Source organism: Acrocarpospora sp. B8E8 (assembly GCF_039871605.1).
GTDB lineage: Bacteria > Actinomycetota > Actinomycetes > Streptosporangiales > Streptosporangiaceae > Acrocarpospora > Acrocarpospora macrocephala.
The window spans coordinates 14,671-28,345 of the sequence record NZ_JBDPLV010000003.1 but is presented as its reverse complement, the minus strand read 5'-3'; the positions used below and the strand labels follow the sequence as shown (position 1 = coordinate 28,345).

6 protein-coding genes are annotated in these 13,675 nt (G+C 72.1%); all 6 read left to right on the top strand.

The annotated features are described in order from the left end of the window. Window positions 1-3 precede the first annotated feature (3 nt). The 6 genes from ABGB08_RS04315 to ABGB08_RS04290 are packed head-to-tail and all read left to right on the top strand — an operon-like array spanning window position 4 to window position 13,675. Window positions 4-9,525, top strand: coding sequence for an SDR family NAD(P)-dependent oxidoreductase (locus tag ABGB08_RS04315; RefSeq protein WP_347586484.1), 9,522 nt, complete (start codon window positions 4-6; stop codon window positions 9,523-9,525). 53 nt (window positions 9,526-9,578) lie between these two features. Then, window positions 9,579-10,421 (top strand): 3-hydroxyacyl-CoA dehydrogenase NAD-binding domain-containing protein, encoded by an 843-nt coding sequence (locus tag ABGB08_RS04310; protein ID WP_347586482.1) that lies wholly within the window; start codon window positions 9,579-9,581, stop codon window positions 10,419-10,421. A 10-nt stretch (window positions 10,422-10,431) separates the two neighbouring features. Further along, window positions 10,432-10,680: an acyl carrier protein gene (locus tag ABGB08_RS04305; RefSeq protein WP_155349075.1), complete on the top strand. Its 249-nt coding sequence runs from the start codon at window positions 10,432-10,434 to the stop codon at window positions 10,678-10,680. Between the two features lies 1 nt (window position 10,681). Then, window positions 10,682-11,830 carry an acyl-CoA dehydrogenase family protein gene (locus ABGB08_RS04300; RefSeq protein ID WP_347586479.1) on the top strand — a complete coding sequence of 383 codons (1,149 nt, stop codon included), beginning with the start codon at window positions 10,682-10,684 and terminating at the stop codon, window positions 11,828-11,830. Beyond that, window positions 11,830-12,909, top strand: a complete 1,080-nt coding sequence (locus tag ABGB08_RS04295) for an HAD-IIIC family phosphatase (protein WP_347586477.1) — start codon at window positions 11,830-11,832, stop codon at window positions 12,907-12,909. The genes ABGB08_RS04300 and ABGB08_RS04295 overlap by 1 nt, the downstream gene beginning before the upstream one ends. Beyond that, window positions 12,899-13,675: a thioesterase domain-containing protein gene (locus tag ABGB08_RS04290; protein ID WP_347586475.1), complete on the top strand. Its 777-nt coding sequence runs from the start codon at window positions 12,899-12,901 to the stop codon at window positions 13,673-13,675. Before ABGB08_RS04295 ends, ABGB08_RS04290 begins: the two co-directional genes overlap by 11 nt.

The window sequence follows — 13,675 nt, the reverse complement described above, 5'->3', positions numbered from 1 at the left end:
GACGTGGTCGATGACGAGGGTTCCGGCACCGACATCGCGATCGTCGGGATGTCCGGACGGTTTCCCGGCGCGTCCGGCGTGGCCGAACTGTGGGCCAACATCCGGGCCGGCCGCTCCGGGCTGACCCGTTTCACCGACGACGAGCTCCGCGCCGCCGGGGTGACCGAGGACCTGCTCGCCGACCCCGGGTACGTGAAGGCCGGCGCCGTGATCGACGGCGTGGAGCTGTTCGACGCGGGATTCTTCGGGTTCAGCCCGAAGGAGGCGCAGATCCTGGACCCGCAGCACCGGCTGTTCCTCGAGCACAGCTGGGAGGCGCTGGAGGACGCGGGCTGCGACCCCACCCGATTCGACGGCGCGATCGGCGTCTTCGGCGGCTCGGCGTGGAGCTCCTACCTGCGCAACAACCTGGTGCCCAGCGAGATCAGCGCCGTCATGGGCGAGCTCGCCGTCGGCCTGGCCAATGACAAGGACTCACTCACCACCCGGGTCTCGCACACCCTCGGCCTGTCCGGTCCCAGCTACTCCGTGCAGAGCTACTGCTCCACCTCGCTGGTCGCGATCTGCGCCGCCGCCAGCAGCCTGGCCGGTTTCGAGAGCGATCTCGCGCTGGCCGGCGGCGTCGCGATCGGCGTGCCGCACCGGGTCGGCTACCTCTACCAGCAGGGCGGCATCGCCCCGCCGGACGGCGAATGCCGCGCCTTCGACGCGGGCGGCCTCGGCGCTCCGCTCGGCAGCGGCGTCGGCGTGGTCGCGCTGCGCCGCCTGGAGGACGCGCTCGCCGACGGCGACCAGATCTACGCGGTCATCCGGGGCTGGGCGGTCAACAACGACGCCGGCCGCAAGGTCGGCTTCACCGCGCCCGGCGTACAGGGCCAGGCGGCCGTGATGGCCGAGGCGCTCGCCGCCGCCGGTCTGGTGCCGGCCGACATCGACTACGTGGAGGCGCACGGCACCGGCACCGCGCTCGGCGACGCCGCCGAACTGGCCGCGCTACAACAGGTGTTCCGGGACGAGGACCTGCTGATCGGCTCGGTCAAGCCCAACGTCGGCCACCTCGACCGGGCCGCCGGCGTGACCAACCTGATCAAGGCCGCGCTCGCGCTCCGGCACGACCAGATCCCGCCGACCCGCAACCTGTCCACGCCGAACGCCCAGCTCAGCGCAGGCGGCGCCCGGCTCGAAGTGGTCACAGGCCTGCGCGACTGGCCACGCGAGGCCGGGCGAACCCGTCGGGCCGGGGTCAGCGCGTTCGGCATCGGCGGCACCAACGCGCACGTCGTACTGGAGGAGGCCCCGCCAGTCTCCCGCCCGGAGGCCGCCCCCCGGCCGCAGCTGCTCATCTGGTCGGCCCGCTCCGCAAAGGCCGCCGACGAACTGACGGCCGCCCTCGCCGACCACCTCGCCGACCACCTCGCGAACGACGTCACGGACACTGCCGACCATCTCGCGGACCATGTCTCGGGTCACGTCACGGGTCACGTCACGGACCACGTCACGGACACTGCCGACGACCTCGCGGACCAACTCGCGGACACCTCCGAACTCCGGCTTGGCGACGTTGCCCACACCTTGCAGGCCGGCCGCCGCGTCTTCGAGCACCGCCGGTTCCTGGTCGCCTCCTCGGCGGCCGAGGCGGTCGCCGGAATGCGGGACGCTGGCGTGCTGGGGCGGGCGGAGAGTCGTGGCGACCGACCGGTCGGGTTCCTGATCGCGGGCACTGGCGAGCAGTACCCGGGCCTGGCCGACGACCTCTACACCACCGAACCCGCGTTCAGGGCCGTTCTGGACGAGTGCCGCGCGATTCTGCGCACCCGGATGGACGGGATCGACCCGCTGGAGGAGATGCTCCGCACCCGCGACACCGCCAGCGGCGGCGGCCTCAGCGCCCTGCTCGGCCGTGCCGCCGCCAGCCCCGACGCGATACCGACCGCGCTGCTGCACCCCGCGCTCTTCTCCGTCGAGTACGCGCTGGCCAAGACCCTCATCGGCTGGGGCGTCGAACCGTCCGTGTTGGCCGGATACAGTCTCGGCGAATACGTCGCCGCCTGCCTAGCGGGCGTACTCTCGCTGCCGGACGCGCTCGCGCTGGTCGCGCACCGGGCCACGCTGATCGACACGCTGCCCGCAGGCGCGATGAGCGCAGTCCCGCTCGGCTCGGCCGACTTGGTCGACCGGCTGGCGCGCGGCGGCATCACCGGAATCGACGTGGCCGCCGAGAACGGTCCCGACCTGACCGTGCTCGCGGGCGAGCCCGCCGCCATGGACGCGGTCCGGGAACTGCTGGCGGCCGACGGGGTGCCATGCCGTCCACTGGCCACCGGGCACGCGTTCCACTCCCGGATGATGGAGCCGGTCCGCGCCGAGCTGACGGCCTGGATTCGCGCTCACATCGGGCTGTCCGCGCCGCGCATTCCGTACGTGTCGAACGTCACCGGCGACCTGATCACCGCCGAGCAGGCCACCGACCCTGGCTACTGGGCCGACCACATGTGCTCGCCGGTCAGGTTCGACGCCGTCCTCGGCACGCTGCTAGCGCAGGGCGACCTGGCTCTGCTGGAGCTCGGCCCCGGCCAGTCGCTCGGCGCGATGGCCCGGGCGCACCGCGACTGCCCGCGCGAGCGCTGGCCGCTGATCATCCCCACGCGCCCTGCCGCCGCCGACCCGCGCCCTGCCGCGACCGTGCTCGCCGAGGCCGTCGGACGGCTCTGGCTGGCTGGCGCCGCGATCGACTGGCCCGGCTACCAGCAGGACCGGCCGGTCACCAAGATCGGGCTGCCCACCTACCCGTTCCAGCGCGAGCGCTACTGGATCGACCCCCCGGCCGGGCGACCCGCCGAGGCTCCGCGCCTGGCGGCCGATCCCGACCCCGACCATGACCACGTCCAGCTGCTGGAGTCCCGCTGGACCGCCGAAGCGCTGCCCGCCGAGGTCGACGCCATCGGCCGGTACGTCCTATTCGCCGACAACACCGGGGTCGCCGAGGCGCTGGCCCAGTCGCTCCGCGCCGACGGCGGTGAGGTGGTCACCGTACAAGCGGGAACGTCGTTCGCCGAGATCCCCGGCGGCTTCACCATCGATCCCGCCTCGCCCGCCGACCACATCGCGCTCGCCCAGCGGCTGGCTGCCGACGGACCTTCCGTCGTCGCCGACCTCCGCCTCCTCGACCGCCCCCTCGACCCGAACGACAGCCTGAATGGCAGCGCGGACGGCAGTCTCAACGGCGGCTTGAACGGCAGCGCGGACGGCGGCCTGAACGGCAGTCTCAACGGCGGCTTGAACGGCAGCGCGGACGGCGGCCTGAACGGCAGTCTCAACGGCGGCTTGAACGGCAGCGCGGACGGCAGTCTCAACGGCGGCCGGGACGGCAGCCTGAACGGCGACGCGGACGGGCGGGCCGTTGTTCCGCTGGCCCGGCTGCTGGACGCCTTTGGTGACGAAGGTGGCGACAGCACCCGTGTCGTCGTCGCCACTCTGGGCGGCCAGGCCGTGGCACCGGGGGAGCACGCCGACCCGGCCCAGGCGGCGGCGGCGACGCTGCCGATCGTCGGCAACCAGGAGTATCTGACCCTCGACTGTCGCGGCGTGGACCTCGATCCGCGGGCGAGCGCCGCCGGTCACGCGGGCGTCCTCGCCGCCGAGTTGCGGCGGACGTCGGCTGACATCCTTGTCGCGTACCGGAACGGCCGTCGCCACGTGCGGGAGTTTGTCCCGGTCGAGGCAGCTGCGGACAAGACCGCTGGGGACAAGCCGGCCGCAGGAAAGATCGCCTTGGGAAAGATCCGGATGCGCTCCGGTGGCACCTATCTGATCACCGGCGGGCTCGGCGATGTCGGTCTGCTCGTCGGCGAGCACTTGATCCGGGCTGGCGCGGGCCGACTGATCCTGACCAGCCGGAGCGGCCCGCGCGGTGGCGGCGTCGAGCACGTCGAGCGGTTGCGCGCGCTCGGCGCGGAGGTGCTCACCCCGCGCGTGGACGTTACTGACGTCGGCGCGATGCGTGCGCTGCTCGCCGAAGTGGGCCGGATCGACGGGGTGGTGCACGCCGCCGCCGAGACCGGGCCCGACACGTTCCTTCCGCTCCGCGATGTCACCGACGCGGCCGTGGCCCGGCACTTCGGTGCCAAGGTCACCGGTGCCCGCGTCCTGGCGGAGGTGCTGGCCGGGCACGAGCTCGACTTCGGCGTGCTGTTCTCGTCCACCTCGTCGATTCTCGGCGGCATCGCGTTCGGCAGTTACGCGGCCGCCAACGCCGCGCTCACCGCCCTCGCCCGGCGGAGCGGGTGGGTGGCCGCGAGCTGGGACACCTGGTCGGTCACGCTGGAGCGCCTCGAAGGCGGGCTTGGCGCCGCGATGGTCGCCCACTCGATGACCGCCGCCGAGTCCCTGGCCGCGCTCGACGACCTGATCGCGCTCGGGCGGCCCGCCGTCGTGGTAGCTGCAGGCGGCCTGGCGGACCGGCTGCCGAAGATCTCCGCCGCGGCCGAGCCGGTGCGCGGCGGTGAGCGCTTCCCCCGGCCCGAGCTGCCGCAGCCCTACAGCCCGCCGCTGACCGGCACCGAGCGCTCGCTGGCCGAACTCTGGTCGGAGGTGCTGGGCGTCGAGCCCGTCGGCACCCGCGACAACTTCTTCGACCTCGGCGGGAACTCGCTGGTCGCGCTCCAGATGCTGGCGCTGATCAAGAAGCGGTTCGGGGTCGCCGTGCCGACGGTGCTGCTCTTCGAGGCCCCGACCGTGCACCGGCTGGCCGCGATCCTGGACGAACGCGGCGCGGCCCCCCAAACCAACACCTCCCACACCAAGGCCCCCCAAGCCAAGGCCATCGCTCCCAGAACCCCCGCCGCTCCCCAGGCCACCGCGACCCAGCTCGACGACGACCGGCGGATCGCGATCGTCGGCATGGCCGGCCGGTTCCCCGGCGCGGCCGACGTGGACGCCTTCTGGCGCAACCTCCGCGACGGCGTCGAGTCGATCAGCTTCTTCACCCCGGAGGAGCTCAAGGCCGCCGGCGTCGACGAGGCCCTCATCCACGACCCCGCGTACGTCCCCGCCCGCCCCATCCTGGACGACATCGCCGGCTTCGACGCCCAGTTCTTCGGCATCAGCCCTCGGATGGCCGCCCTCACCGACCCGCAGCAGCGCGCCTTCCTCGAAGTCTGCTGGGAGGCCCTGGAGCAGGCCGGCTACGCCGCCCCCGAGCACCGCGGCCGGGTCGGCGTGTACGGCGGCACCAACATCAGCACCTACCTCCTCCAGATGGGCGAGCGCCTGCTCAGCGAGGACGAGGACGTCAGCCACTACGAGATCATCATGGGCAACGACAAGGACGCCCTCACCACCACCGTCTCCTACCTCTTCGACCTGTACGGCCCGAGCGTCGCCGTCCAGACGTTCTGCTCCACCTCCCTGGTCGCCGCCCACCTCGCCGTGCAGAGCCTGCGCGCCGGCGAATGCGAGATGGCCCTGGCCGGAGGAGTCTCGATCCGGGTCCCCGACAAGGTCGGCCACATCTTCGGCCCTGGCGGCATGGAGTCACCGGACGGCCACGTCCGCACCTTCGACGCCCAGGCCAAGGGCAGCATGTTCGGCGACGGCGCCGCGGTGGTCCTGCTCAAGCGCCTCTCCGACGCGATCAGGGACGGCGACCACATCTGGGCCGTGATCCGCGGCTCCGCGATGAACAACGACGGCGCGCTCAAGGTCGGCTACACCGCCCCCAGCGTGGTCGGCCAGGCCCGGGTGATCGCCGACGCGATGGCCGACGCCAGGGTCACCGGCGAGGACATCAGCTACATCGAGGCGCACGGCACCGCCACCGAACTCGGCGACCCCATCGAGGTGGCCGCGCTGACCCGCGCGTTCGGCCCGACCAGCGACACCCGGTACTGCCCGATCGGCTCGGTCAAGACCAACGTCGGCCACCTGGACCGCGCGGCCGGCGCGAGCGGCCTGATCAAAACCTCGTACGCGCTGACGAACCAGGTGATCCCGGCGAGCCTGCACTACACGGCCCCCAACCCCGAAATCGACTTCGACAACAGCCCCTTCTACGTGAACACCGAACTTTCCCCCTGGCGGACCCGCGACGGCCGCCCGAGGATCGCCGGGCTCAACTCGCTCGGGATGGGCGGCACCAACGTGCACATGGTCATCGAGGAGGCTCCGGCGCGGCCCGCCGCCGTCGAGGACGAGCAGGGCCGCCGCTACCAGATCCTGCCGGTCTCGGCCCGCAACGCCACCGCCGCCGACCAGGCCGCCCAGCGGCTCGGCGAGCACCTCAGGAACGCCCCCGGCACCCGGCTGGCGGACGCCGCGTACACCCTCCAGGTGGGCCGCAAGACGTTCGAGCACCGCAAGGTCGTCGTCACCACCGCCACCGCCGACGCCGCGCGGATCTTCACCGGCGAAGCGGGCCAGGAGGGCGTGCTGTCCCGGGTGGACACCGTGCAGGGCCGCCAGGCGGCGTTCCTTTTCGCGGGCGTCGGCGAGCAGTACCCGGGCCTGGTCACCGAGATCTACCAGCGCGAACCCGCGTTCCGCGCGGCCCTGGACGAATGCCTGGACCTGCTCCGCGAGCCGCTCGGCGACGTCGACCTGCTCGACCTGGTGGCCGGTGCGCGCGGCGGGGGCGCCGACCTGGCCGCCCTGCTCGGCCGGGCCACCGCCAAAGACGATCGGGCGGACGCACTGAAGCGCACCGAAGTCGCCCAGCCCGCCCTGTTCGCCATCGAGTACGCCCTGGCCCGCACCCTGATGGCCTGGGGAGTCCAACCCCGGCTGATGCTCGGCTACAGCCTCGGCGAGTACGTCGCGGCCTGCCTGGCCGGTGTCCTCTCGCTCCCGGACGCGATCGCCCTGGTCGCCCACCGGGCCAAGCTGATCTCCGCGATGCCGGCCGGGTCCATGGTCGCCGTCTCGATGCCCGCCGAGGACGTGCGCCGCAAGTTCCGGCTGGAGCGGCGCGGTCTCGACCTCGCCGCCGTCAACGGCCCGCAGGTCGCGGTCGTCGCCGGGCCGCAGGACGAGATGGAGCGGCTCGTCGCCGAGCTGCGCCGGGCCGAGATCCCGTGCCGGGCGCTGGAGACCACGCACGCGTTCCACTCCCGGATGCTCCAGCCGATCAGCGGCGAGCTGACCGACTGGGTGAAGGCCAACATCCGGCTGAACCCGCCGGAGCTGCCGTACATCTCCAACCTGACCGGCGAAATCGCCGACGCCGACCTGGTCTGCGACCCGGGTTACTGGGCCGAGCACATGTGCCGGACGGTGCGGTTCGGGGCCGGCGTCGAGACGCTGCTGGCCGACCCCGAGCTGGCCGTCGTGGAGATCGGACCCGGCCAGTCGCTCGGCGCGCTGGTGCGCGGGGCCGGCTGCCCGCCGCAGCGGTGGCCGCTGATCCTGAACGTGCTGCCCGGCGGGAGCGACCGGCGTCCGGACGACGAGGTGCTGGCCGGGTGCCTGGCCCGGCTCTGGCTGGTCGGCGCGGAGCTGGACTGGAACGCCTACCACGGGCGGCTGCCGGAGGCCGAGACCGCGAACCTGCCGGGCCGGATCCCGCTGCCGACCTACCCGTTCCAGCGGCACCGCTACTGGATCGACGCGTCGCCGACTGTGTCCGTACCGAAACTGAAGGACACCGCCAACCTGTTCGACGCGATCACCAGCCTGCCCAAGCTGCCCGAGGAGCGGTGGCTCTACCTGCCGGTCTGGCGGCAGACCGCCGCCCCCGCGCCCAGCGCCGACCAGCCAGGCTCGTGGCTCGTCTACACCCGCGCGGGCGCGGCCGACGACGTGGCCGCCGAGCTCGCCGCGACCGGCGCGACCGTCACCCTGGTCCGCCCCGGCGAGGGCTACGCCGGCACCGCGGACGGCCACACGATCCGCCCCGGCAGTGTGGCCGACACCCTCGCCCTCCTGCGCGACCTGCGCGCCGCCGGCCGCCCGCTCGACCGGGTCCTGCACCTGTGGACCCTGGAGCCCGGCGAGCGCACCGTCGAGTACGGCCTGCACACCCTGGTCGCACTCGCCAGAGCGGCGGGCGAGTCCGGCATCGACGGCTGGTCGCTGGACGTCGCGGTCTCCGGCACCCAGGAGGTCTTCCCCGGCGAGGTCGCCAACCCCGACGGCTCCACGCTGATCGGCCCGTCGCTGGTGATCCCGCTGGAGTACCCGAGGGTCACCACCCGCTTCATCGACCTCGACACCCCCGCCGGCCTGGTCGCCGAACTGGGCCGCCCGCAGACCGACCGCATCGTCGCGCTCCGCCGGGGCCGCCGCTACCTGCCCGGCTACGAGACCATGGCCACCCCCGAGACCACCCCGCTGCGCGAGGGCGGCGTCTACTTGATCACCGGCGGCCTCGGCGGCATCGCGCTCGGCCTGGCCGAACGTCTCGCCCGCGACGCCAAGGCCAGGCTCGTCCTGCTGGGCCGTACCGGCCTGGCGGGCGAGGGCGAGGACGCCCGCCGCCGGAGCGCCCAGGTCCAGGCCATCCGCGACCTCGGCGGCGAGGTCGAGATCGTGGTCGGCGACGTGGCCGACCCTGCCGCGGTGAAGCGGGCCGTGGCCACGGCGATCGAGCGGTTCGGCGCGCTGCACGGCGTCCTGCACGCGGCCGGCCTCCCGGCCATGGGCCTGATGCAGTTCAAGCGGCCGCAGGAGCTCGACGCCGTACTCGCCCCCAAGATCGCGGGAACGCTGGCGCTCGCCGAAGCGCTCCGGATCGGCGAGCCCGACGAGATCGGGCTTGACTTCCTCGCGCTGTTCTCCTCGATCACCTCCGCCACCGGCGGCGGCCCCGGCCAGGTCGACTACTGCGCCGCCAACGCCTACCTGGACGGCTACGCCCAGCGGCTGGCCGCCACCGGCCGCAACGTCGTCTCGATCGACTGGGGCGAGTGGACCTGGAACGCCTGGGAGGCCGGCCTGGCCGGCTACGACGAGGGCCTGCAGACCTTCTTCAAGGAGAACCGGGTCAGGGTCGGCATCGACTTCGAGGCGGGCTACCGCTCGCTGCTGCGCGCCCTGGCCAGCGGCGAACCCCGGGTCGTCGTCTCCACCCAGGAGTTCGAGACCGTCGTCACCGGCAGCGCGCGCTTCAATCTGGAAGCGGTGACCTCGCCCGCCGTGACCGGCGGCAGCGGTGACCGGCACCCCAGGCCGGAGCTGGTCACGCCGTACCAGGAGCCGTCCGGGCCCAGGGAGGAGGCCATCGCGGCCATCTGGTGCGACGCGCTCCGGCTCGACCGGGTCGGCGCGGGAGACAACTTCTTCGAGCTCGGCGGGAACTCGCTGCTCGGCGTCAGCATCGTGGCCGCGCTGCGCCGCGAGTTCGAACTCGCCGAGCTCCCCCCGCACATCTTGTACGAGGCGCCGACCGTGGCCGCGCTCGGCGCGACCATCGAGGCCCTCACCTCGGGCGCCGCACCGGCGTCCGGGACGCCCGACGGGGACGGGGGCAGCCACGTCCGCGCCCAGCTCCGCCGGTCGGGCCTCGAATTGTCGGCCGCCCGTCGGCGCCGGTGAGCATTACGACCGGAGCATTACGACCGGAGAACAACCAGAGAAACGGAGAAGCCATGACAGTTATCGGTGTAGTGGGCGCCGGCGTGATGGGCGTCGGCGTCGCCCAGAACCTGGCGCAGACCGGCCACGACGTGGTGCTGGTGGACACGAGCGAGGAGATCCTCGCGGCGGCCCGCGGCACCATCTGGCGCAACGCCAGGATGAGCGGCCTGATGGGCGGCCCGGTCCTGGACCCCGACGACGTGCTGTCCCGGATCACCACCGCGGTGGGCGCCGAGGCGGTCGCCAAGGCCGACGTCGTCATCGAGAACGTGACGGAGAACTGGGACGTCAAGCGGTCGGTGTACGAGACGATGGACGCGGTCTGCGGGCCCGACGCCATCTTCATCGTCAACACCTCCGCGATCCCGATCACCAAGGTCGCCGCCGTCACCGGCCGCCCGGACAAGGTGGTCGGGGTGCACTTCATGAACCCGGTCCCGGCCAAGCCGGCGTGCGAGCTGATCCCCGGCGTCCACACCACCGCCGAGACCGTCGAGCGCACCCGCGACCTGCTGGCCGCCATGGGCAAGAAGGCGATCGACGTCAAGGACGCCTGCGGTTTCGTGTCCAACCGGGTCCTGATGCTCACCGTGAACGAGGCCGCGTTCCTCGTGCACGAGGGCGTTGCCACCGCCGAGTCGGTCGACGAGGTGTTCCGGAGCTGCTTCGGCCACCCGATGGGCCCGCTGGAGACGGCCGACCTGATCGGCGTCGACACCATCCTCTACAGCGTCGAGGTGCTCTACGAGCACTACGCCGACAGCAAGTACCGTCCCTGCCCGCTGCTCAAGCAGATGACCGACGCGGGCCTGCACGGCCGCAAGTCGGGCCGGGGTTTCTACACCTACAACTAAGGAGCCAGCCATGTCTGACAACACCAAGGACCAGATCCTCGACTTCGTCCGCGCCCGCTACCCGCAGGCGGACATCGACGAGTCCCAGGACATCTTCGCCCTGGGCTTCGTGAACTCGCTGTTCGCGATGGAGCTGGTGATGTTCATCGAGAAGACGTTCGGCATCACCATCCCCAACGACGAGCTGAAGATCGACAACTTCAGGACCGCCAACACCATGGCGGAGTTGGTGGGCCGGCTCACCCCCGCGCGGGTCTGACATGACGACCCTGGCTGAGATCGCGCCGGACACGCTCCAGGTCACCGACCGGACGTCCGCCCGCGCGTTCGTCGACACCCACATCGCCCCGTACGCCGACGCGTACGACCGGCAGGGCCGCGTGCCCGAGGAGCTGCTGGAGCGGATGACCGCCGCCGGGCTCTGGGCCCCCTTCCTCCCCCCGGAGGCCGGCGGCGCCGGGATGGACCTGGTCACCCTCGGCGAGGTCCACGAGGAGGTGGGCCGGGGCTGCTCCTCGGTCCGCAGCCTGCTCACCGTGCACACGATGGTGTCGTGGGCGGTGCAGCGGTGGGGCAGCCCGGCCCAGCGCGAGCGGTGGGCGCCGGCGCTCAGCCGGGGGGACGTGCTCGCCGCGTTCTGCCTGTCCGAGCCCGGCGCCGGCAGCGACGCGTCCGGGATCGCCACCAACGTCGTGGCGCGGAACGGCGGGTGGACGCTCAACGGCGTCAAGAAGTGGATCACCAACGGCCAGCGGGCCGACCTGTTCCTGGTGTTCGCCCGCACGGCCTCCAGCATCGGCGCGTTCCTGGTCCCCAGGAACACCCCCGGCGTCGAGGTCACCCCGATCGAGGACATGCTCGGCACCCGGGCGTCGCTGATCGCGGAGGTCTCCTTCCGCGAGGTCGCGCTCGGCCCGGACGCGCTGCTCGGCCCGAGCGGCTTCACCGCCGGCATGGTGCTGACCGGCACCCTGGACCTCGGCCGCTACAGCGTGGCGACCGGGTCTGTCGGCATCATCCAGGCCGCCCTGGAGGCGTGCGCCGCGTACGCCTCCCGCCGCACCGTCGGCGGGTCGCTGCTCAAGGACCTGCCGCTGATCCAGGCGAAGCTCTCCGACATGGTCACCGACGCGCGGGCGGCCCGCCTGCTCGTCGCGGAAGCCGGTCGGCTCAAGGACGCCGGCGAGGCGTCCACGATCATGGCGACCTGGGTGGCGAAGTACTTCGCCTCCACCGCCGCCGCCCGGCACGCGTCCGAGGCGGTCCAGATCCACGGCGCGAACGGATGCAGCCCCGACTACCCGGTGGCGCGGCTGTACCGGGACGCCAAGGTCATGGAGATCATCGAAGGCAGCAACGAGATCCAGCGCATCACCATCGCTGGCCAGGCAGAACGGGAGATCATCTGATGACCGTGGTCGACGAAACGCCCCTTGTCGTCCCGGCGAAGCCGATCCGGGGCCGGATCAAGTGCGTGGTCTGGGACCTGGACAACACGCTCTGGGACGGCGTGCTGCTGGAGGACGGCGACGTCACCCTGCGGCCCGCGGTGGTGGCGCACATCCACCGGCTCGACCAGATGGGCGTGCTGCACTCGATCGCCAGCAAGAACGACCGCGACGCCGTGCTGGAGAAACTGCGCGAGTTCGGCATCGAGGACATGTTCCTGCACCCGCAGATCAGCTGGAACCCCAAGTCCGACTCGATCGCGCACATCGCGAAGGCGCTCAACCTCGGCCTGGACGCGTTCGCGTTCGTCGACGACCAGGAGTTCGAGCGCGGCGAGGTCGGCCACAGCCTGCCCGCCGTCACCCTGGTCGACATCCTGGACCTGGAGGAGGCCCTGACCCGGCCGGAGTTCATCCCCCGGTTCGTCACCGACGAGTCCGCCCAGCGCCGCATCATGTACCAGGGCCAGGCCGCCCGGGACGAGCTGGAGGCCGACTTCGTCGGCACCAACGAGGAGTTCCTGGCCGGTCTGGAGATGCGGTTCACCATCGCCTCCGCCGTACGGGACGACCTGCAGCGGGCCGAGGAGCTGACGGTCCGCACCAACCAGCTCAACTCGACCGGCCGCACCTACTCCTACGAGGAGCTGGACGAGCTCCGCGAGTCCGCAGGACACCTGCTGCTGGTCGCCTCCCTGACCGACCGGTTCGGCAGCTACGGCAAGATCGGCCTCGCCCTGGTGGAGAAGGGCGAGCGGGTGTGGCGGCTCAACATGATGCTGATGTCCTGCCGGGTGATGTCCCGCGGCGTCGGCATGGTGCTGCTCAACCACATCATGCGGCTGGCCCAGGCGGCCGGCGCGTCCGTGCAGGCCGACTTCGTGGAGACGGGCCGGAACCGGATGATGCAGGTCACCTACGCCTTCGCCGGGTTCCGCGAGGTCGCGAGGAACGGCGCGCACGTGGTGCTCGAGGCCGACCTGTCCACCGTCCAGCCGCCCCCGCCGTACGTCCAGCTGGAGATCATCGATGAACAGTGATCCGATCAGCCGGTGGATGCCGTTCGCGAGCCAGACCGGTGCCGGACCCGGCGCGCTCGCGCTCTACTGCCTGCCGCACGCCGGCGGTGCCGCCTCCACCTTCCGGAGCTGGCAGCGCGTCCTGCCCGGGGTGGCCGTCCAGCCGATCCAGCTCCCTGGCCGGGACAGCAGGCTGAGGGAACCCGCCTACGACCGGATGGGCCCGCTGGTCGCCGACCTCGCCGAGGTCGTCCTGGCCGACGTCTCGCTCGGCTCGGTCAACCGCAGATACGCCCTGTACGGCCACAGCCTCGGCGCGCTCGTCGTGTTCGAGCTGGCCCGCGAGATCCGCCGCCGCGGCGGCCCCCCGCCGGTGCACCTGTTCGTGTCCGGCTCGGTCGCCCCGCAGCTCGCCTACGAGGACGGCAAGCCGGTCGGGCAGATGAGCAGGACCGAGGTCGTGTCGATGCTGCGCCAGCTGGGCGGCACGCCGGAGTGGCTGCTGGCCGACCCCGGCGTGCTGGACATGATCCTCCCGGCCGTGGTCGCCGACTTCACCATCAAGGAGACCTACGAGTACCGCGACGAGAAGCCGCTGGACCTGCCCATCACGGCCATGCCCAGCACCGACGACTCCCGGATCAAGGCCGACACCGTGACGCCGTGGGGGGAGCAGACCTCCGGGGAGTACGAGCTCCAGCCGTTCGTCGGCGGCCACTTCGCGGTGTTCGAGCAGGCCGCGCTGACCCACAAGCTCATCTCCAAAGCCCTGCTCAAATGGATGTGA

Coding starts and splice junctions, on each gene's coding strand:
- ABGB08_RS04310 (WP_347586482.1), top strand. CDS start 9,579: ATGACAGTTATCGGTGTAGTGGGCGCCGGCGTGATGGGCGTCGGCGTC.
- ABGB08_RS04305 (WP_155349075.1), top strand. CDS start 10,432: ATGTCTGACAACACCAAGGACCAGATCCTCGACTTCGTCCGCGCCCGC.
- ABGB08_RS04300 (WP_347586479.1), top strand. CDS start 10,682: ATGACGACCCTGGCTGAGATCGCGCCGGACACGCTCCAGGTCACCGAC.
- ABGB08_RS04295 (WP_347586477.1), top strand. CDS start 11,830: ATGACCGTGGTCGACGAAACGCCCCTTGTCGTCCCGGCGAAGCCGATC.
- ABGB08_RS04290 (WP_347586475.1), top strand. CDS start 12,899: ATGAACAGTGATCCGATCAGCCGGTGGATGCCGTTCGCGAGCCAGACC.